This is a genomic window from Rhodanobacter sp. PCA2, assembly GCF_013620825.1.
In the GTDB taxonomy this organism is placed as follows: domain Bacteria; phylum Pseudomonadota; class Gammaproteobacteria; order Xanthomonadales; family Rhodanobacteraceae; genus Rhodanobacter_A.
In genome coordinates this window covers 155,008-174,336 of sequence record NZ_NJIC01000021.1, presented here as the reverse complement: position 1 = coordinate 174,336, position 19,329 = coordinate 155,008, and the positions used below count along the sequence as shown (strand labels likewise).

Here is a 19,329-nt window from a genome sequence, read left to right as displayed (position 1 = left end):
CCTTGCCGCGCGCGGCGCCGGGCTCCACGGACGCCGCGCGCGGCAAGGCGCGCCACGGCGGACGCGGGAGCGGGCGCCGGCTTGACCAGCTTCTCGCGCTTGCGCGGTTCGTGCACGCGCGGAACGATCATGCCCAGCTCGCGCGGGTCGATGCGCTGCACGGCGGGCGCCGCCGCGCTGGCGGACTCGTCCGCCGGGGCGGCTTCCGGCTCCGCCGCGGGAGCGGCGACGACCGGCTCGCTTGCGGGCGCGCTTTCGGATGCGCTTTCGGGCTCGGGCTCGGACTGGCGAAGGCGCTCCTCCGCCGCCTCCTGCTCGCGGCGCTGCTCTTCCAGCGCGTGCTGCTGCGCCTCCTGCTGGCGGCGCTGCTCGGCCTCGTGGCGCTCCTGCTCTTCCTGCTTGCGCTGCTCGCGCGACTCGGCCAGCTTGCGCACGGCCTCCTCGCGCTCGGGCTCGGCGCTCGCTTCCTCGGCGATCACGCTGCGCTTGACGTAGGTGCGCTTGGCGCGCACCTCGACATTGACGGTCTTGGCCGTGCTGGCCGCACCGCGGCCGCCCGGCGTGGAGACCTTGAGCTCGCCCACCGTGCGGCGCTTGAGCGTGATCTGGCGCGGCGCGCTGTCGGCGACCTCGGCGGCGGGCTCGTTCTTGCCATGGGTGCGCCGCAGGAAGCCCAGCAGCTTCACCTTCTCGGTGCTGCTGATGACCTGCTCCGGTTCGGAGAATTTCATGCCGGCTTCGCCAAGCTGGCTCAGCAGCTTGTCGACCGGCATGCCCAGCACCTGGGCGAGTTGTTTGATCGTGACATCCGACATCGTGTTCTTTCTCCGCCGTTCCCGCGCTTGTCGTCCGTGCGGCCTTGCCTGCACGTACACCGCCATCCATGGTGGAAGACCCCTGGCCTTCCTCGGCGCGCCCGTCCGGGGCGCGGCCGTTCGCGGTTAGCCGCCCTTCTCCAGTTGCTCGATCATCGGTGCGCGCGCCGCCATGATCAGCGCCGCCGCACGCTCCTCGGTCATGCCCTCGATGTCGATCAGGTCGTCCACCGCCTGGTCGGCGAGGTCGTCCATGCTGATCACGCCGCGGGCCGCCAGCGCAAAGGCCGTGTTCTCGTCCATGCCCTCCAGTTCCAGCAGTTCCCCGCTGGGCTGGTGCTCGTCGATGGTTTCCTCGACGGCCAGCGCCTCGGTGAGCAGCGCGTCGCGGGCGCGGGCGCGCAGCTCCTCGACGATGTCCTCGTCGAAGCCCTCGACCGCCAGCAGCTCGGCGCTGGGCACGTAGGCGATTTCCTCGACGCTGGAGAAGCCTTCCTGCACGAGGATGTTCGCGATCTCCTGGTCCACTTCCAGCTTGTCCATGAACAGCTGGCGCGCGGCCTCCTGCTCGGCCTCGCTCTTCGCGGCGACCTGGTCCTGGGTCATCACGTTGAGCTGCCAGCCGGTGAGCTTGCTGGCGAGGCGCACGTTCTGGCCGCCGCGGCCGATCGCCTGGGACAGCTTGTCCTCGGCCACCGCGATGTCCATCGAGTGCTTGTCTTCGTCCATGATGATGGACTGCACCTCGGCCGGCGCCATCGCGTTGATGACGAACTGCGCCTGGTTCTCGTGCCACAGGATGATGTCCACGCGCTCGCCGTTGAGGTCGTTGGACACCGCCTGCACGCGCGAGCCGCGCATGCCGATGCACGCGCCGATCGGGTCGGTGCGGCTGTCGTGGGCCACCACGGCGATCTTCGCGCGGTCGCCCGGATCGCGGGCGCAGCCCTTGATCTCGACCAGGCCCTGGCCGACTTCCGGCACTTCGAGCTTGAACAGCTCGATCATGAATTCCGGCGCCGCGCGCGACACGAACAGCTGCGGGCCGCGCACTTCGGACTTCACCTCGAACAGGTAGCCGCGCACGCGGTCTCCCACGCGCACCGATTCGCGCGGAATGGTCTTGTCGCGCGGGATGAACGCCTCGGCGTTGCCGCCCAGGTCGAGGTAGATGTTGCCGCGCTCGACGCGCTTGACGATGCCGGTGATCAGTTCGCCCACGCGGTCCTTGTAGGCGTCGACCACCTGCTGGCGCTCGGCCTCGCGCACGCGCTGCACGATCACCTGCTTGGCGGCCTGCGCCGCGATGCGGCCGAACTCGGCGTTCTCGATCTGCGTCTCGATGTACTCGCCCACCTGCGCGTCGGCGCGCTCGTCCACGGCGTCCATCAGGCGCAGCTGGTAGTACGGCGACTCCATCTCGCCGTCGTCGGCAATGATTTCCCAGCGGCGGAAGGTCTCGTAGTCGCCGGTCTCCTGATCGATCGCCACGCGGATGTCCGGCTCCTCGTCGGGGTAACGCTTCTTGGCGGCCGAGGCCAGCGCGGCCTCCATCGCCTCGAAGATCACCTCGCGCGGCACGCCCTTCTCGTTGGCAACCGCGTCGACCACCAGCAAAAGTTCTTTGCTCATTGCAGCAACTCCATGGGCGCCACTCGGCGACCGATCGATATCAAGGCTGTAGCGTTCGTTTCCTGAACGCGTGGATCACATGGCAGTCGTCCATGGCTGCACTGTTCAATGATTTGTTCGTCCGTGAGAGGGCGGCTGCCGCGACCGTCCATGATCGCACGTCCCGGTGCAACGACTCAGATCTTCTTCTTCGCAGGCGCCTTGCCGGGCTTGGGCTTGGGCGCGTAGCCCAGCGCCATCCAGTCCGGCACCACCCGCGCGCTTTCCACCTGCGCATGCCCGAACGCGAACGTCCTGCCCTCGCCTTCCAGCTCGATGCGCTCGCCGTCCACCGCCAGCAGCTTGCCGCGCAGGCGGCGGCGGCCTTCCAGCGGCGCGCGCAGCAGCACCTTCACTTCCTGGCCGACCACCCGCGCGAACTGCGCGGCGGTGAACAGCGGACGGTCGATGCCCGGCGAGGAAACCTCCAGCACGTAATGGCCGGGGATCGGATCCTCCACGTCGAGCATCGCGGAAAGCTCGCGGCTGGCCGCCTCGCAATCCTCGATGCCCACCTCGCGGCGCTCGCCATCGGCAGCGACGGCGCCCTCGGGAATGTCCAGGTAGACGCGCAGGGTGCTCTGCCCCTGCGAGGGAAGGAATTCCACGCCCATGCATTCCAGGCCGAGGTCGGCCAGGACGGCGGTGAAGCGTTGTGCGAGTGCGTGCGTGTCCATCGTGCATTCCAGGTCGCAAAAACAAAAAATGGGCTCAAGCGGCCCATTCCCTGCTCCGTCCGGAGCGTCCTCGCCGATGTTCCGACTCCAGGCAGCTCCTCGAGGGTCGGCGCACGGCGTTCGCCGTGACGTACCCGGCGCATCCGGCGCCCAACAAAAAAGCCTCACGAGGAGGCTTTCTTGTCCAAGAAAGATCTGGTAGCGGGGGCAGGATTCGAACCTGCGACCTTCGGGTTATGAGCCCGACGAGCTGCCAGACTGCTCCACCCCGCATCAGAGTCCGGAGATTGTAACGAGAGTGTCGATTGGCTGCAAGTCCGACGCTCCGCATTTCCATCGAACCGTCCGATGGAAACGCACGGAACACGCCCGCGATCTCAGCCGATGCCGAACGAGTGGCGGCACCAGCCCAGCAGCGGCCCCCAGTACACGCCCAGCACCAGCAGCGCCAGCCCGTTCAGCGACAGCACCACGCGCATCGGCATGTCCGGCGTGGAACGGTCGGCGCCGCCCTCGACCGGCTTGTCGAAATACATCACCTTCACCACGTGCAGGTAGTAGTACAGGCCGACGATCGCGAACACCGCACCGGCCAGGGCCAGCCACAGCATGTGCGCGTCGATCGCCGCCTGCAGCACGAGGTACTTCGCGTAGAAACCGAACAGCGGCGGCACGCCGGCCAGCGAGAACATCGCCAGCGCCATCATCGCGGCGAACCACGGCGAGCGCTGGTTCAGGCCCTTGAGGTCGGCGATTTCCTCGCACTCGAAGCCCGCGCGGGCCAGCGCCATGATCACGCCGAACGCCACCGTGCTCATCAGCGCGTAGCTGATCGCGTAGAACATCGCCGCGGCATAGCCTTCCGGACCGGCGTTGACCAGGCCCAGCAGCAGGTAGCCCATGTGCGAGATGGTCGAATAGGCCAGCATGCGCTTGAGGTTGGTCTGCACGATCGCGACCAGGTTGCCGATCGCCATCGACAGCACCGCGAGCACGGCCAGCATCGGCTGCCAGTACGGCGACAGGTCGCCCAGCCCGGTCTCCAGCAGGCGCCAGGCCATGCCGAACGCGGCCAGCTTGGAAGCGGAGGCGATGAAGGTGGTGACCGGCGTGGACGCGCCCTGGTAGACGTCGGGGATCCACATGTGGAACGGCGCCGCGCCGAGCTTGAACGCGATGCCCACCAGCATGAAGATCAGGCCGAACACCAGCAGGTGCGGCATCGCGCCGTGGGTCGCCGTGGCGTGCAGCTGCGCCAGGCCCAGCGTGCCGGTGGCGCCGTACACCATCGACATGCCGTACAGCAGCATGCCCGAGGACAGCGCGCCCAGCACGAAGTACTTGATCGCCGCCTCGGACGACAGCGGGGAATCGCGGTTCAGCGCCACCAGCGCGTAGGACGACAGCGTCAGCAGCTCCAGGCCCAGGTAGACCATCACCAGGTTGCCGGCCGAGACCAGCAGCATCACGCCCAGCACCGCGAAGATCATCAGCGTGTAGAACTCGCCGACGAACTGCTTGCGGTCCAGCAGGTACGGCCGCGCGTAGATGAACACCAGCACGGTGCACAGCAGCGCGAAGACCTTGAGGATTTCCGAGGTGCGGTCGCGCACGAACATGTCGCCGAACGCGGTCACCGTGGCATCCGGCTGGCCCGCGACCACCATGTAGGTGGCCACCAGCAACACCACGATGGCGATCCAGTGCAGCGCGCCGCGCTGCGCCGGTTTCATGAAGGCATCCGCCAGCAGCAGCAGGCATGCCGCCGCCACCAGATAGAACTCCGGCAACAGGACCAGGACGTCGTTGAGAGTAGGCATGTTCGATCCTGCTTAAATCTTGTGGATGGCGAGCTGCTGCACCAGCTGCGTCACCGAGCTGTCCATCAGGCGGACCAGCGGCTCCGGCCATACGCCCAGCGCCACCGTCAGCGCGGCGAACGCCAGCAGCACGAAGGTCTCGCGACCGTTGATGTCCTTCATCTCGGCCACGTGCGGATTGTGGATCTCGCCCCACAGCACGCGCTTCACCATCCACAGCGTGTAGCCGGCGCCGATGATCAGGGTGAACGCGGCGAACAGCGCGATCCACGGGTTGGCCTTGAAGCTGGCCAGCACCACCATGAACTCGCCCACGAAGCCGCTGGTGCCCGGCAGGCCGCAGTTCGCCATCGCGAACAGCACGTAGAAGAAGCCGAACCACGGCATCACGTTGATCAGGCCGCCGTAGTCCTTGATCAGGCGCGTGTGCAGGCGGTCGTACATCACGCCGATGCAGGTGAACATCGCGCCGGAGACGAAGCCGTGCGAGATCATCTGCACCATCGCGCCCTGCATGCCGAGGCGCGCCGAGTCGACGTCGCCGGCACCGCGCGCCAGCATGAAGGCGATGAAGATGCCCAGCGTGACGAAGCCCATGTGCGCCACGGACGAATACGCCACCAGCTTCTTCATGTCGTCCTGCACCAGCGCCACGTAGCCGATGTAGACGATCGCGACCAGGCTCAGCACCACCACCAGCCAGGTGTAGTGGGCGCCGGCGTCGGGCACGATCGGCAGGATGAAGCGCAGCATGCCGTAGGTGCCGACCTTCAGCATCACCGCCGCCAGCACCACCGAGCCGCCGGTCGGCGCCTCCACGTGGGCGTCAGGCAGCCAGGTGTGCACCGGCACCATCGGCACCTTGATCGCGAACGCGAGCAGGAACGCGAAGAATATCCAGGCCTGCTCGGTGAACGTCAGCGGCAGCGAAGCCAGCGTGCGCAGGTCGAACGTGCCGGCCTTGTGGTACAGGTACAGCAGCGCGATCAGCATGAAGATCGAGCCGAGGAAGGTGTAGATGAAGAACTTCAGCGTGGCGTACACGCGCCGCGGGCCACCCCAGACGCCGATCAGGATGAACATCGGGATCAGCATCGCCTCGAAGAACACGTAGAACAGCAACGCGTCGGTGGCGCAGAACACGCCGATCATCAGTCCCTCGAGCACCAGCATCGCGGCCATGTACTGGTGGGTCTTGGTCTGGATCACTTCCCAGGCGCCGACCACCACGAGGATGCCGACGATGGTGGTGAGCAGGATCAGCGCCACCGAGATGCCGTCCGCGGCCAGCGCGTAGTGCACGTTCAGCGAGGCGATCCACAGCTGGCTCTCGACCAGCTGCATGCCGCCCCGGGCCGAGTCGTACTGCGGCAGCAGGAACAGGCTCACCACGAAGGTGAGCACCATGAACAGCAGCGCGAGCCAGCGCGCCGCGTTGGGACGGGCGGAACCGGCCAGCAGCACGGGCACCGCGCCGACGATGGGCAGCCAGATCAGCAGGCTGAGCAAGTGATTGAACATGAGTGCTTGCTTCCCTTAATGCACAGCCAGCGTGGGACCGAACAGCCAGTACCCGCCCAGCAGCAGGATCAGGCCGATGATCATCGCGAAGGCGTACTGGTAGAGGTAACCGGACTGCAGCCGGCGCATGCCCGCGGCGATGCGCTCGACCACGCCGGTGGTGCCGTCGACCATCACGCCGTCGATCACCGCGGCGTCGCCGGCCTTCCAGAACAGCCGGCCCAGCTTCACGCTGCCCTTGGCGAACAGCGCGAAGTACACGTCGTCGATCCAGTACTTGCGGTCCAGCACCGTCCACAGCGGCTTCAGCGCGCCCTTGATGCGGCCGGCCAGTGCGGGGTTGAACAGGTAGATGTACGTCTGGATCGCGAACGCCAGCAGCACCAGGCCGAACGGCAGGCTCCAGAAGCCGTGCAGCGCCATCGACGCCGCGTCGTGGAAGTGCCCGGCCATCTCGCCCAGTACGTTGTTCGCTTCCTCGACGTGGATCGCCTTGCCGAACCAGTCGCCGAACAACATCGGACCCACGGTGAAGAAGCCCACCAGCAGCGACGGGATCGCCAGCAGCACCAGCGGCAGCGTGACCACCCACGGCGACTCGTGCGGCGCGTGCGCCAGCTCGCCCGGCGCGTGGTGGCCGTGGTCGTCGTGCCCGTCGTGGTGGCCGTGCTGCGCCACCACGGTGAAGCGCTCCTTGCCGTGGAAGGTCAGGTACATCTGGCGGAAGGTGTACAGCGCGGTGACGAAGGCGCCCGCCATCACGCAGAAATAGGCGTAGCTCGAACCCCAGCGATGCGACTCGCCGACCGCCTCGATGATCGCGTCCTTCGAGTAGAAGCCCGAGGTGAACGGGATCGCCACCAGCGCCAGCGAACCGATCCACATGGTGATCCAGGTGATCGGCATGTACTTGCGCAGGCCGCCCATGTAGCGCATGTCCTGCTCGTGGTGCATCGCGATGATCACCGAGCCGGCGCCCAGGAACAGCAGCGCCTTGAAGAACGCGTGGGTCATCAGGTGGAACACCGCGCCGGCATACGCCGACACGCCCAGCGCCACCGTCATGTAGCCGAGCTGCGACAGCGTGGAGTACGCCACCACGCGCTTGATGTCGTTCTGCACGATGCCGATCAGGCCGGTGAACAGCGCGCCGGTGGCGCCGATCACCATCACGAAGCTGAGCGCGCCCTGCGACAGCTCGAACAGCGGCGACATGCGCGCCACCATGAAGATGCCCGCGGTGACCATGGTCGCCGCGTGGATCAGCGCGGAGATCGGCGTGGGGCCTTCCATCGAGTCGGGCAGCCACACGTGCAGCGGCACCTGGGCGCTCTTGCCCATCGCGCCGATGAACAGCAGGATGCAGATCACCGTGGCGGCGTCCCACTGCGTGCTCTGGGTGATCGTCAGCGTCTTGCCGACCAGGGTCGGCGCCGCGGCGAACGCAGTGGCGTAGTCCAGCGTGTTGAGGAAGTACAGCACCGCCGCGATGCCCAGCAGGAAGCCGAAGTCGCCCACGCGGTTGACCAGGAAGGCCTTGAGGTTCGCGAAGATCGCGGTCGGCCGCTTGAACCAGAAGCCGATCAGCAGGTAGGACACCAGGCCCACCGCTTCCCAGCCGAAGAACAGCTGCAGGAAGTTGTTGCTCATCACGAGCATCAGCATCGAGAAGGTGAACAGCGAGATGTAGCTGAAGAAGCGCTGGTAGCCCGGGTCGTCGGCCATGTAGCCGATGGTGTAGACGTGCACCAGCAGCGACACGAACGTCACCACCACCATCATCATCGCGGTGAGGCGGTCGATCATGAAGCCGATGCTGGCGTTGAAGCGGCCGATCTCGAACCAGGTGTAGATGTTCTGGTCGTAGTTCGCGGCGCCGGCCCAGACCAGCTGGTACAGCACGTGGAACGACAGGCCGCAGGAGACCAACAGGCCGAGGATGGTCGCGCTGTGCGCGCCGGCGCGGCCGATCTGCTTGCCGAGGAAGCCGGCCAGCAGGCAACCCGCCAGCGGGGCCAGCGCGATGATCAGCAGGATGGATGTCGAAAGCTGCATCGGATCAACCCTTCATGCTGTCGATTTCGGCGACGTTGACCGTGCTGCGGTTGCGGAACAGCAGCACCAGGATCGCCAGGCCGATCGCGGATTCCGCCGCGGCCACGGTGAGGATGAAGAACACGAACACCTGCCCCGCCACGTCGTGGCCGAAGCGGGAGAACGCCACGAAGTTGATGTTCACCGCCAGCAGCATCAGCTCGATCGCCATCAGCAGCACGATCACGTTCTTGCGGTTGATGAACAGGCCGGCGACGGCGATGCAGAACAGGATCGCGCCGAGCACGATGAAGTGCGACAGGGTAATCATGGCTTGGCCTCCTGGGCCGGCAGCGCCGCCGGTTCGGCATCGTCGGGACGCTCCGCCGCCATCTTCACCAGGCGCACGCGGTCGCGCGGGTTGATCGCGACCTGCTCGCTGGGCTGCTGGCGCTTGACGCCCCTGCGTTCGCGCAGGGTCAGCGCCACCGCGGCGATCACGCCCACGGTGAGGATCAGCGCGGCGATCTCGAACGGCAGCAGGTATTGCGTGTACAGCGCCTTGCCCAGCCACGCGGTGTTGGAGTCGCCGGCCGGGTTCGCGCCCAGCGTCTGCGCATGCATCGCGCGCACGCCGATCAGCGCCAGCATCTCCACCAGCATCACCACGGCCACCACCACGCCCACCGGCAGGAACTTCACGAAGCCCTCGCGGATCTTCTCCTGGTCGATGTCGAGCATCATCACCACGAACAGGAACAGCACCATCACCGCGCCCACGTAGACCACGATCAGCGCGATGGCGAGGAACTCCGCCTCGGCCAGCATCCAGATGCAGGCCGTGCTGAAGAAGGTCAGCACCAGCGCGAGCACCGCGTGCACCGAGTTGCGCAGGCTGATCACCGCCAGCGCGGAAAGCACGGCGACCGCGCCGAAGGCGTAGAAGCAGACGAGTTGGAACAGGTTCGGATCAATCATGACGGTCCGTCCTCAGCGATAGGCCGCGTCTTGCGCACGGGCGGCGGCGATCTCCGCCTCGAAACGGTCGCCGATGGCGAGCAGCTTCGGCTTGGTCAGCACGTTCTCGCCGCGGTGCTCGAAGTGGTACTCGTGCACGTGCGTCTCGACGATGGAGTCCACCGGGCAGCTCTCCTCGCAGAAGCCGCAGAAGATGCACTTGAACAGGTCGATGTCGTAGCGCGTGGTGCGGCGCTGGCCGTCGCTCTCGCGCGGCGCCGAGTCGATGGTGATCGCCAGCGCCGGGCACACCGCCTCGCACAGCTTGCAGGCGATGCAGCGCTCCTCGCCGTTCGCGTAGCGGCGCAGCGCGTGCAGGCCGCGGAAGCGGTTCGACTTGGGGATGTGCTCCATCGGGTAGCGCATCGTGTACTTCGGGCTGAACAGGTAGCGCCAGGTCAGCGCCATGCCCTTGAGCAGCTCGATCAGCAGCAGGCTGTTGAAATAGTTGATCACGCGTTTCATCGGAACCTCAGACCCCCGCGATGCCGTAGTACTTCATGCAACCGGCCACCAGCACCCAGACGATCGCGATCGGAATGAACACCTTCCAGCCCAGCCGCATGATCTGGTCGTAGCGGTAGCGCGGGAACGTCGCGCGGAACCACAGGAACAGGAAGGCGAAGGCGAACGCCTTGGCGAACAGCCACGGGAAGCCGCCCTGGCCGATCAGGCCCCAGCTTTCCGGGAACGGGCTGAGCCAGCCGCCCATGAACAGGATCGGGGCGAGGAAGCTCACCAGGATCATGTTCGCGTATTCGGCCAGGAAGAACAGCGCGAACGCCGAACCGGAATACTCCACGTGGAAGCCGGCCACGATCTCCGACTCGCCCTCGGCCATGTCGAACGGCGAGCGGTTGGTCTCGGCCACGCCGGAGATGAAGTAGATGACCAGCGCCGGCAGCAGCGGCCACATGAACCAGCTGAAGATGCCCTTGCCGCCGGCCTGCGCGTTGACGATGTCGGTGAGGTTCAGCGAACCGGCCAGCACCAGCACGCAGACCAGGCACAGGCCCATCGCCAGTTCGTAGGAGATCACCTGGGCGGCCGAACGCATCGCGCCGAGCAGCGCGTAGCGCGAGTTCGACGCCCAGCCGGCGAGGATGATGCCGTACACGCCCAGCGAGGTCATCGCCAGCAGGTACAGCAGGCCCGCGTTCGCGTTCGACAGCACCATCTTCGCGCTGAACGGGATCACCGCCCAGGCCGCCAGCGCCGGGATCAGCGCGAGCAGCGGCGCAAGGTAGTACAGCGCGCGGTTCGCCTTGGTCGGCAGGATCACTTCCTTCAGCAGCAGCTTCACCACGTCGGCGAAAGCCTGCAGCAGGCCGAGCGGGCCGATCTTGTTCGGCCCCATGCGCACGTGCATCCAGCCGATGACCTTGCGCTCCCAGTACACGAACATCGCCACCGCGATCACCAGCGGCAGCACGATGCACAGGATGTAGAGGATCGGCAGTCCTACCTGGTGGAGAAGCTGATCAAGCATGTGCTTACGCCTTGCTCAGGGTGATGGCTGCGCCGTAGGGCGGCAGCGTGGCGGTGAGGTCCTGCGCAGCTTCGATCCAGGCGGCGCCATCGGGCACGGCATGGTCGACGACCACCGGCAGGGTGGCGTCGGCGACGCGCACCTGCGCGCCGTCGGCCAGGCCCTGCCGTGCGGCCTCGGCCGCGTTGATGCGCACGGCCGGCGCGCGGTTCAGCGGATGCGCGTTGAGCGCGGTGGCCCGGCGCAGCACCGCGTCGCCGCGGTAGATCGGCCAGGTGGCGAGGCGGGTGAGCGCGGCCGCCGGCTGGCGTGCGGCCAGCGCGTCGCGCGCCGCGGCGCCGCGCGCCACGATGCCGTCGCGCAGGCCGGCGAGGTCGTCGAACTCGAAGCCGGCGAACCGCAGCAGGCCGCCCAGTGCACGCAGCACCTTCCAGCCCGGGCGGGCTTCGCCCGGCGCCTTCGCGCCGGCCTGCACGGCCTGCGCCAGTCCGTCGACGTTGACCAGGGTGCCATCGGTTTCCGGCAGCAGCGCGATCGGCAGGATCACGTTCGCCACCTCGCGCAGCGCGGGGCTGGCATAGGCGCTGAACGCCACCACCTGCTGCGCGCCGCGCAGCGCGGCCAGCGCCTGCGCGCCATCGGCGAAATCGTGCGGCGGCTCCACGCCGTACAGCACGTAGCCCTTGCGCGGCCGCGCCAGCATGGCCTGCGCGTCCAGCCCGCCGTTGCCCGGCACCGCGCCGAGCTGGCCGAGGCCGATCGCGTTCGCGCCGACCGGCAGTTCGTCGTAGGCCGCGCCGGTGGCGCCAGCGATGAAGCGGGCGATCGCGCGCAGCCAGGAGGCTTCCGGATGGGTGGCCGCGGCCTCGCCGAGGATCACCACCGCCCTGCCCGCCTTGAGCGCGGCGATGGCGGCATGGTCGCCCTGGTCGCTGGCGGCGGCGTTGATCGCGTCGGCCAGCGCGGCTGGCGCGGCAGCGCCTTCCGCCACGGCGGCGCGGGCCAGCGCCAGCAGCGCGCCGACCATGCCCTGCGGCGGCACGATCGCGGCGCCGGCCAGCGGGTAGTTGAAATCGAATGCGGCCGGATTGACCGCATACACCTTCGCGCCCTGCTTGGTCGCCTGGTGCAGGCGGTGGTTGAGCAGCGGCATCTCGCGGCGCAGGTCGGAACCGACCAGCAGCGCGGCCCGCACCTGCGCGACTTCGGCCACCCGCAGGCCGAAGCTCGCGGCCACGGCGTTGTCGGCGAAGTCGAGCTGGCGCAGGCGATGGTCGATGTGGGCGCTGCCCAGGCCGCGCGCGAGGCGCAGCAGCAGGTCGGCTTCCTCGTTCGTGGTGGCCGGATGCACCAGCACGCCCAGCTCGCTGCCCGGCACGCCCTTCAGCGCCTCGGCGGCGGCAGCGAGCGCGTCGTCCCAGGTGGTCTGCTGCCACTGGCCGTTGCGCTTCACTTCCGGTTTGCCGACGCGGTCGGCGGCGTACATGCCCTGGTGGCTGTAGCGGTCGCGGTCGGACAGCCAGCACTCGTTGACCGCCTCGTTGTCGCGCGGCACCGTGCGCAGCACTTCGCCGCGGCGGGTGTGCAGCCACAGGTTGGAGCCCAGCGCGTCGTGGTAGGCCACCGACGGCTTCGCGATCAGCTCCCAGGCACGCGCCTTGAACTGGAACGGCTTGTTGGTGAGCGCGCCGACCGGGCAGACGTCGATGATGTTGCCCGACAGCTCGGTCTCCACCGTCTTGCCGATGTAGGTGCCGATCTGCAGGTTCTCGCCGCGGCTCATGCCGCCCAGCTCGTAGCTGCCGGCGATCTCGCTGGTGAAGCGCACGCAGCGCGTGCACTGGATGCAGCGGGTCATCTCGGTGGCGACCAGCGGCCCGATGTTCTCGTCGGCGATGGTGCGCTTGCGCTCGGTGTAGCGCGACACGCTGCGGCCGTAGCCCAGGGCCACGTCCTGCAGCTCGCACTCGCCGCCCTGGTCGCAGATCGGGCAGTCCAGCGGATGGTTGATCAGAAGGAATTCCATCACGTCCTTCTGGAACTTCAGCGCCTTGTCCGAACGCGTGGTGACCTTCATGCCCTCGCCCACCGGCGTGGCGCAGGCCGGCTGCGGCTTCGGCATCGGGCGCCCGCCCAGCTCCACGTCCACCAGGCACATGCGGCAGTTCGCGGCGATGGGCAGCTTGCGGTGGTAGCAGAAACGCGGGATGGCGACGCCGATGGCGTCGGCCGCCTCGATGATCATCGCGCCCTTGCGCACCTGGGTGGGCTTGCCGTCGATCTCGATGTTGACCAGGTCGGGCGCGGTGTTGGTTGGCTGCGCGCTCATCAGGCAGCGACTCCACGGTTGGCGGCGAGCCGGTCCTCGGTCATCGAGCGGCCGTGCTGCACGTAATATTCGAATTCGTTCCAGAACTTGGCGAGGAAGCCCTGCACCGGCCACGCGGCGGCTTCGCCGAACGCGCAGATGGTGTGGCCCTCGATCTGGCCGGCGATGGCCTTGAGGCGGTGCAGGTCGTCCTGCGTGCCCTTGCCTTCCACGATGCGGGTGAGCACGCGGTACATCCAGCCGGTGCCTTCGCGGCAGGGCGTGCACTGGCCGCAGGACTCGGCCTTGTAGAAGCGCGCGATGCGCTGGCAGACCTTGACCATGCAGGCGGTCTCGTCCATCACGATCACCGCGCCGGAACCCAGGCCCGAACCCGCCTTCTGCAGGCAGTCGTAGTCCATGGTGGCCGCCATCATCTCCTCGGCGTTGAGCACCTTCATCGAGGAGCCGCCGGGGATCACCGCCTTCAGCGCGTGCCCGTTGCGCACGCCGCCGGCCATTTCCAGCAGGTCCTTGAACGGGGTGCCGAGGCGGATCTCGAAGTTGCCCGGCTTGGCGACGTGGCCGGAGACCGAGAAGATCTTCGGGCCGCCGTTGTTCGGCTTGCCGAGGTTGAGGAACCAGTCGGCGCCGTTGCGCAGGATCGCCGGCACCGAGGCGTAGGTCTCGGTGTTGTTGATCGTGGTGGGCTTGCCGTACAGGCCGAAGTTCGCCGGGAACGGCGGCTTGAAGCGCGGCTGGCCCTTCTTGCCTTCCAGCGACTCCATCAGCGCGGTTTCTTCGCCGCAGATGTAGGCGCCCGCGCCCAGTGCGGCGTAGATGTCCACGTCGATGCCGGTGCCCTGCACGTTCTTGCCGAGCAGGCCGGCGGCGTAGGCTTCCTTCAGCGCCGCTTCGAAGTGCTCGAACGGCTCGTGGTGGAACTCGCCGCGCAGGTAGTTGTAGGCCACCGTGGAACCGGTGCAATAGCAGGCGATCGCCAGGCCCTCGATCACCGCGTGCGGGTTGTAGCGCAGGATGTCGCGGTCCTTGGCGGTGCCGGGCTCCGACTCGTCGGAATTGCAGAGGATGTACTTCTGCATCGTGCCCTTGGGCATGAAGGACCACTTCAGGCCGGTGGGAAAGCCTGCGCCGCCGCGGCCGCGCAGGCTGGATTTCTTGACTTCCTCGACCAGCGCGGCGGGATCCGGCTTCTCGGCGAGGATCTTGCGCCAGGCCTTGTAGCCGTCCACCTGCTCGTAGCTGGCCATCGCCCACGGCGTGTCGAAATGCAGCGTGGTGTAGACGACCTGGTGGTCCTGGGGTGCGGGTCCGACCGGACCGGTAGTGCTTGCCATGTCGCGCTTACTCCAGCCCGTCCAGGATCTGGTCGAGTTTCTCGGCCGTGATCCGCTCGTGGTAGTGGCCGTTCACCGTCATCGCCGGCGCGTACACGCAGGCGGCGATGCACTCTTCCTCCTGCTTGAGGTAGATGCGGCCGTCCGGGGTGCTCTCGCCGAGCTTGATGCCCAGCTTCTGCTCGCAGTGCTTCACCAGGTCCTCGGCGCCGTTGAGCCAGCACGAGATGTTGGTGCAGATCGCCACGTTGTTGCGGCCCACCGGCTTCGTTTCCAGCATCGAGTAGAAGCTGGCCACCTCGTACGCCCACACCGCGGGCAGTTCGAGGTACTTCGCCACCGCCGCGATCAGCTCGTCGGTGAGGAAGCCCTGGTTCTGCTCCTGCGCGGCGAACAGCGCCTGGATCAGCGCCGAGCGCCTGCGGTCCGGCGGGAACTTGGTCAGCCAGTGGTCGATGTGCTGGCGCGTGTGCTCGTCGAGCACGACGAGCGGATCGACGTTCCTGACCTGGTCGTAATGTCCGGTGGCTTTCATTGCGTTTCTCCGTCGTGCCGGCTCAGCGGTCCACTTCGCCGAACACGAGGTCGTAGGTGCCGATCATCGCCACGACGTCGGCGAGCATGTGCCCGCTGACGATGGTGTCGATCGACGACAGGTGGGCGAAGCCCGGTGCGCGCAGGTGCACGCGGAACGGCTTGTTGGCGCCGTCGGAGACGAGGTAGCAGCCGAACTCGCCCTTGGGCGCCTCGACCGCCGCGTAGGTCTCGCCGGCCGGCACGCCGTAGCCTTCGGTGAACAGCTTGAAGTGGTGGATGAGCGCTTCCATGCTCTCCTTCATCTCCTCGCGCTTCGGCGGGGCGACCTTGTAGTTGTCCACCATCACCGGGCCGGGGTTCGCCTTCAGCCACTTCACGCACTGCTTGATGATGCGGTTGGACTGGCGCATTTCCTCGACGCGCACCAGGTAGCGGTCGTAGCAGTCGCCGTTGACGCCCACCGGGATGTCGAAATCCATCTCGGCGTACTTCGCGTACGGCTGCTTCTTGCGCAGGTCCCAGGCGATGCCCGAGCCGCGGATCATCGCGCCGGTCATGCCCCAGGCCTGCGCCTGCTCGGGCGAGATCACGCCGATGTCGACGGTGCGCTGCTTCCAGATGCGGTTGGTGGTGAGCAGTTCCTCGTACTCGTCCACCTTGGTCGGGAAGTCGTCGGTAAACGCCTCCAGATAATCCAGCATCGAGCCCTCGCGCCAGCTGTTCAGGCGCTTCAGGTCCTTGCCCTTGTGCCACGGCGACTCGCGGTACTGCGACATCTGCGCCGGCAGGTCGCGGTAGACGCCGCCGGGGCGGTAGTAGGTGGCGTGCATGCGCGCGCCCGACACCGCCTCGTAGACGTCCATCAGTTCCTCGCGTTCGCGGAACGCGTACAGGAACACCGCCATCGCGCCGAGGTCGAGCGCGTTGGAGCCGATCCACATCAGGTGGTTCAGGATGCGGGTGATCTCGTCGAACATCGTGCGGATGTACTGCGCGCGTTCCGGCGCCTCGATGCCCAGCAGGGTCTCGATCGCGCGCACGTAGGCGTGCTCGTTGCACATCATCGACACGTAGTCGAGGCGGTCCATGTAGCCGATCGACTGGTTGAACGGCTTGGACTCGGCCAGCTTCTCGGTGCCGCGGTGGAGCAGGCCGATGTGCGGGTCGGCGCGGACGATGGTCTCGCCGTCCATCTCCAGCACCAGGCGCAGCACGCCGTGCGCAGCGGGATGCTGCGGGCCGAAGTTCATCGTGTAGTTGCGGATTTCCTGGGCCATCGAATCAGTTCCTGCGCCAGTCGTCGGCGGCTTCGGCCTTGGCCTGCATGAGGTCGGCATCGTCGCGGATCACGCGCGGCACCAGCACGCGCGGCACCACCGACGTCACGGGTTCGTACACCACGCGCTTCTGCTCGGGGTCGTAGCGCACCTCGACGTTGCCGATCAGCGGGAAGTCCTTGCGGAACGGATGCCCCACGAAGCCGTAGTCGGTGAGGATGCGGCGCAGGTCCGGATGGCCGTCGAAGATGATGCCGTAGAGGTCGAACGCCTCGCGCTCAAACCAGTTCGCGCCCGGCCAGATGCCGGTCAGCGAGGGCACCAGCGGCAGGCTGTCGTCGGCGCAGAACACGCGCAGGCGCAGGCGCCGGTTGTGCTCGATCGAGAGCAGGTGGATCACCGCGGCAAAACGACGCGGCTGGTCCAGGCTGGCGCCGCGGGGGCGGTCGGCCCAGTCGAAGCGGCCCATCGCCTCGCCTTCCACGCCGCGCGAGAAGCCGGTGCTGGTGACGTCGGTGGTGTCCCACTCGGTCTGGCCGTAGCCCAGGTAGTCGACGCCGCACACGTCGACCAGTTCGCTGAAGCGGAAGCCGGGCTCGTCGCGCAGGGCCGTGGCCACCGCGAGCAGGTCGGCCGCCGCCAGTTCGGCGGTGGTCTCGTTGCGCACGACGCTGATCTTCAGCGTGTCGCCGAACCGCGCGGCGAGGCGCTCGGCCAGCGAGGTCGTCTTTTGCGTATCGGTCATCGATCGTGCCTCAACCGCGGGCGATGGTGCTGGTGCGGCGGATCTTCTTCTGCAACTGCAGGATGCCGTGGATCAGGGCTTCGGCCGTGGGCGGGCAGCCCGGCACGTAGATGTCCACCGGCACGATGCGGTCGCAGCCGCGCACCACGGAATAGGAATAGTGGTAGTAGCCGCCGCCGTTCGCGCAGCTGCCCATCGAGATCACCCACTTGGGGTCGGGCATCTGGTCGTAGACCTTGCGCAGCGCGGGGGCCATCTTGTTGACCAGGGTGCCGGCGACGATCATCACGTCGCTCTGGCGCGGCGACGGACGGAAGATCACGCCGTAGCGGTCGAGGTCGAGGCGGGCGGCGCCGGCGTGCATCATCTCCACCGCGCAGCAGGCCAGGCCGAAGGTCATCGGCCACATCGAGCCGGTGCGCGCCCAGTTCATCAGCTCATCCATGCGCGCGGTGGCAAAACCGCGCTGGACCAGCGGATTGTCATTGCCCTGACGCAGAATGTCATCGACAACATCGACGGGAGGCGGGTTGTGCATCACCCGGCTGATGGAATCGATCACTCCCATTCCAGTGCTCCCTTCTTCCAGACGTAGGCGAAACCGATCACCAGCAGCAGCAGGAACAGCGCCATCTCGATCAGCGCAACGAGGCCGATCTGCTTGAACACCACCGCCCAGGGGAACAGGAAGGCGATTTCCAGATCGAAGATGATGAACAGGATCGCGAGCAGGTAGTAGCGCACGTCGAAGCGCGCGCGTGCATCCTCGAACGCCTCGAAGCCGCACTCGTAGGGCGCGAGCTTTTCCGCTTCCGGGCGGCGCGGGCCGGCAAGCATGCCGATCGCCAGCAGGACGAGGCCGAGGCCGGCGGCCACGGCGATGAAGAGCAGTACGGGCCAGTATTCGGCAATCACGATGCAACGTACCTCCGCGCCATCGGGGCGCATCAGCGACCGCGGGGTGACGGTCCGGCGATTCGTTTCGGCGTGCCCTGGGGCCCGGACCTTGCGGCCGCGCCTGCGGCTGCTTGCAGCTGCGGACGCCCGACTCTCCACGATACGGGGTTCGTGAAGCGCGCCATTGTATCAGCGCCTGCCGACACCACAACAGTTTGATGCGCCCCCGGCATGCACGAATCCGGCCATGTGCGGCAGGTCACCGCAACGTCACATCGTGTGGGTAGGCCGTTCGGAATTCAGCACGCCGGCGAGGATGTTCTCGATGCGCTGGCGCGCCACTTCGGCATCGGAGGAATCGTTGAAGTGGATGCCGATGCCGGCGATGCGGTTGCCCTGCGCGCCGGGCGGGCAGATCCACACCACCTTGCCCACCACCGACAGGCGCTCGGTCTCGTCGGCCAGGCTGACCAGCAGCACCACCTCGTCGCCCAGCGCATAGGGTTGCGCGGTGGACGCGAACAGGCCGCCGTTGCGCAGGAACGGCATGTACGCGTTGTACAGCGACGCGGCGTCCTTGATCTTCAGCGAGATGATGCCCTGGCGGGCGGCGACGGGATTCATGCGGGTTCCTGGTCGGCGGCGCGGCAACCGGTGCGGCGGCCGCCCAATGCTAACCAGCATGGCGCGGCAGGCAAAGCACTGCGCTCACACTTCGTGCCAGCCCCAGTGGTCGAAGATCCACGGCGACGGCAGCGCCAGCGACAGGCGCACGAAGCAGGCGTCTCCGGCCCGCGCGGCCGGCCAGTCCAGCCGCCAGCCGCCGCGCGCGTCGCGCAGCAGGGGTGCCCCACCCCACGGCCATTGCTGCGTGTGGCCGGCGGCGCTGGCCGCCGTGAGCCGCAGCCGCGACCGCAACAGCTGCGATGGTTGCCATGGCAACGATCGTTCCGCCCCGCCCGCGCCCGGCGCCGGCCGCGCGTGCAGTTCGGGGCGACCGGCCAGCTGGCGCAGGCGGCCGCCGCTCAGCGCCAGCTGGGTGCGATATGCCGCCAGCGCATGTTGCTTGGCGGCCGCCTGCGCCGGCGTGGCGTCCGGGGCGAGTCCGGGCTGGCCGTCGTCGCGGCCGTGGATCAGGTAGGTCCCCAGCATGGGCGACAACC

General features: G+C 67.5%; 18 protein-coding genes, 1 tRNA gene and 1 pseudogene. All 20 read right to left on the bottom strand.

The window, feature by feature from the left end:
• On the bottom strand, nt 1-815 hold an 815-nt coding region (locus PCA_RS09625; RefSeq protein ID WP_181302388.1), incomplete at its 3' end, for a translation initiation factor IF-2 associated domain-containing protein.
• Between the two features lie 126 nt (nt 816-941).
• Nucleotides 942-2,447, bottom strand: a complete 1,506-nt coding sequence (gene nusA, locus PCA_RS09620) for a transcription termination factor NusA (RefSeq protein ID WP_181302387.1) — start codon at nt 2,445-2,447, stop codon at nt 942-944.
• A gap of 176 nt (nt 2,448-2,623) precedes the next feature.
• Nucleotides 2,624-3,163 carry a ribosome maturation factor RimP gene (rimP, locus tag PCA_RS09615; RefSeq protein ID WP_181302386.1) on the bottom strand — a complete coding sequence of 180 codons (540 nt, stop codon included), beginning with the start codon at nt 3,161-3,163 and terminating at the stop codon, nt 2,624-2,626.
• A 196-nt stretch (nt 3,164-3,359) separates the two neighbouring features.
• A tRNA-Met gene (locus PCA_RS09610) sits at nt 3,360-3,436 on the bottom strand.
• Between the two features lie 104 nt (nt 3,437-3,540).
• Complete coding sequence (gene nuoN, locus PCA_RS09605) at nt 3,541-4,983, bottom strand: NADH-quinone oxidoreductase subunit NuoN (RefSeq protein ID WP_181302385.1); 1,443 nt, start codon at nt 4,981-4,983, stop codon at nt 3,541-3,543.
• A 12-nt stretch (nt 4,984-4,995) separates the two neighbouring features.
• Nucleotides 4,996-6,504 carry an NADH-quinone oxidoreductase subunit M gene (locus PCA_RS09600; RefSeq protein ID WP_181302384.1) on the bottom strand — a complete coding sequence of 503 codons (1,509 nt, stop codon included), beginning with the start codon at nt 6,502-6,504 and terminating at the stop codon, nt 4,996-4,998.
• Nucleotides 6,505-6,519: 15 nt separating this feature from the next.
• Entirely contained in the window at nt 6,520-8,559 is a 2,040-nt protein-coding gene (gene nuoL / locus PCA_RS09595) for an NADH-quinone oxidoreductase subunit L (RefSeq protein ID WP_181302383.1), read from the bottom strand.
• A 4-nt stretch (nt 8,560-8,563) separates the two neighbouring features.
• A complete protein-coding gene (nuoK, locus tag PCA_RS09590; protein ID WP_077483669.1) occupies nt 8,564-8,869 on the bottom strand; it encodes an NADH-quinone oxidoreductase subunit NuoK in 306 nt (101 codons plus the stop codon).
• On the bottom strand, nt 8,866-9,516 hold the full coding sequence (locus PCA_RS09585; protein ID WP_181302382.1) for an NADH-quinone oxidoreductase subunit J: 651 nt from the start codon (nt 9,514-9,516) through the stop codon (nt 8,866-8,868). The genes nuoK and PCA_RS09585 overlap by 4 nt, the downstream gene beginning before the upstream one ends.
• A 12-nt stretch (nt 9,517-9,528) precedes the next feature.
• Nucleotides 9,529-10,020, bottom strand: a complete 492-nt coding sequence (gene nuoI / locus PCA_RS09580) for an NADH-quinone oxidoreductase subunit NuoI (protein WP_181302381.1) — start codon at nt 10,018-10,020, stop codon at nt 9,529-9,531.
• Nucleotides 10,021-10,027: 7 nt separating this feature from the next.
• On the bottom strand, nt 10,028-11,044 hold the full coding sequence (nuoH, locus tag PCA_RS09575) for an NADH-quinone oxidoreductase subunit NuoH (RefSeq protein WP_181302380.1): 1,017 nt from the start codon (nt 11,042-11,044) through the stop codon (nt 10,028-10,030).
• A 4-nt stretch (nt 11,045-11,048) separates the two neighbouring features.
• Nucleotides 11,049-13,373 carry an NADH-quinone oxidoreductase subunit NuoG gene (nuoG, locus tag PCA_RS09570; RefSeq protein ID WP_181302379.1) on the bottom strand — a complete coding sequence of 775 codons (2,325 nt, stop codon included), beginning with the start codon at nt 13,371-13,373 and terminating at the stop codon, nt 11,049-11,051.
• Nucleotides 13,373-14,710, bottom strand: coding sequence for an NADH-quinone oxidoreductase subunit NuoF (nuoF, locus tag PCA_RS09565; protein ID WP_181302378.1), 1,338 nt, complete (start codon nt 14,708-14,710; stop codon nt 13,373-13,375). The genes nuoG and nuoF overlap by 1 nt, the downstream gene beginning before the upstream one ends.
• Nucleotides 14,711-14,717: 7 nt before the next feature.
• Nucleotides 14,718-15,245: an NADH-quinone oxidoreductase subunit NuoE gene (gene nuoE / locus PCA_RS09560; protein ID WP_181302377.1), complete on the bottom strand. Its 528-nt coding sequence runs from the start codon at nt 15,243-15,245 to the stop codon at nt 14,718-14,720.
• Between the two features lie 22 nt (nt 15,246-15,267).
• Nucleotides 15,268-16,524, bottom strand: a complete 1,257-nt coding sequence (locus tag PCA_RS09555) for an NADH-quinone oxidoreductase subunit D (RefSeq protein ID WP_181302376.1) — start codon at nt 16,522-16,524, stop codon at nt 15,268-15,270.
• Nucleotides 16,525-16,528: 4 nt separating this feature from the next.
• Complete coding sequence (locus PCA_RS09550; RefSeq protein WP_181302375.1) at nt 16,529-17,269, bottom strand: NADH-quinone oxidoreductase subunit C; 741 nt, start codon at nt 17,267-17,269, stop codon at nt 16,529-16,531.
• 10 nt (nt 17,270-17,279) lie between these two features.
• Nucleotides 17,280-17,837 carry an NADH-quinone oxidoreductase subunit B gene (locus tag PCA_RS09545; RefSeq protein WP_181302374.1) on the bottom strand — a complete coding sequence of 186 codons (558 nt, stop codon included), beginning with the start codon at nt 17,835-17,837 and terminating at the stop codon, nt 17,280-17,282.
• Nucleotides 17,828-18,184, bottom strand: coding sequence for an NADH-quinone oxidoreductase subunit A (locus tag PCA_RS09540; protein WP_181302373.1), 357 nt, complete (start codon nt 18,182-18,184; stop codon nt 17,828-17,830). Before PCA_RS09540 ends, PCA_RS09545 begins: the two co-directional genes overlap by 10 nt.
• A gap of 252 nt (nt 18,185-18,436) precedes the next feature.
• Entirely contained in the window at nt 18,437-18,790 is a 354-nt protein-coding gene (locus PCA_RS09535) for a PilZ domain-containing protein (RefSeq protein WP_181302372.1), read from the bottom strand.
• 84 nt (nt 18,791-18,874) lie between these two features.
• Nucleotides 18,875-19,329: pseudogene (locus tag PCA_RS17575) on the bottom strand (PIG-L family deacetylase); the annotation flags it as partial.

Excerpts from the sequence above, each read along its gene's own strand:
- PCA_RS09545 (WP_181302374.1), bottom strand. The coding sequence starts at position 17,837 with ATGGGAGTGATCGATTCCATCAGCCGGGTGATGCACAACCCGCCTCCC.
- rimP (WP_181302386.1), bottom strand. The coding sequence starts at position 3,163 with ATGGACACGCACGCACTCGCACAACGCTTCACCGCCGTCCTGGCCGAC.
- nuoE (WP_181302377.1), bottom strand. The coding sequence starts at position 15,245 with ATGAAAGCCACCGGACATTACGACCAGGTCAGGAACGTCGATCCGCTC.
- PCA_RS09550 (WP_181302375.1), bottom strand. The coding sequence starts at position 17,269 with ATGACCGATACGCAAAAGACGACCTCGCTGGCCGAGCGCCTCGCCGCG.
- PCA_RS09535 (WP_181302372.1), bottom strand. The coding sequence starts at position 18,790 with ATGAATCCCGTCGCCGCCCGCCAGGGCATCATCTCGCTGAAGATCAAG.
- nuoH (WP_181302380.1), bottom strand. The coding sequence starts at position 11,044 with ATGCTTGATCAGCTTCTCCACCAGGTAGGACTGCCGATCCTCTACATC.
- nusA (WP_181302387.1), bottom strand. The coding sequence starts at position 2,447 with ATGAGCAAAGAACTTTTGCTGGTGGTCGACGCGGTTGCCAACGAGAAG.
- PCA_RS09555 (WP_181302376.1), bottom strand. The coding sequence starts at position 16,524 with ATGGCCCAGGAAATCCGCAACTACACGATGAACTTCGGCCCGCAGCAT.
- nuoF (WP_181302378.1), bottom strand. The coding sequence starts at position 14,710 with ATGGCAAGCACTACCGGTCCGGTCGGACCCGCACCCCAGGACCACCAG.
- nuoG (WP_181302379.1), bottom strand. The coding sequence starts at position 13,373 with ATGAGCGCGCAGCCAACCAACACCGCGCCCGACCTGGTCAACATCGAG.
- nuoN (WP_181302385.1), bottom strand. The coding sequence starts at position 4,983 with ATGCCTACTCTCAACGACGTCCTGGTCCTGTTGCCGGAGTTCTATCTG.
- nuoI (WP_181302381.1), bottom strand. The coding sequence starts at position 10,020 with ATGAAACGCGTGATCAACTATTTCAACAGCCTGCTGCTGATCGAGCTG.
- nuoL (WP_181302383.1), bottom strand. The coding sequence starts at position 8,559 with ATGCAGCTTTCGACATCCATCCTGCTGATCATCGCGCTGGCCCCGCTG.
- PCA_RS09600 (WP_181302384.1), bottom strand. The coding sequence starts at position 6,504 with ATGTTCAATCACTTGCTCAGCCTGCTGATCTGGCTGCCCATCGTCGGC.
- PCA_RS09585 (WP_181302382.1), bottom strand. The coding sequence starts at position 9,516 with ATGATTGATCCGAACCTGTTCCAACTCGTCTGCTTCTACGCCTTCGGC.
- nuoK (WP_077483669.1), bottom strand. The coding sequence starts at position 8,869 with ATGATTACCCTGTCGCACTTCATCGTGCTCGGCGCGATCCTGTTCTGC.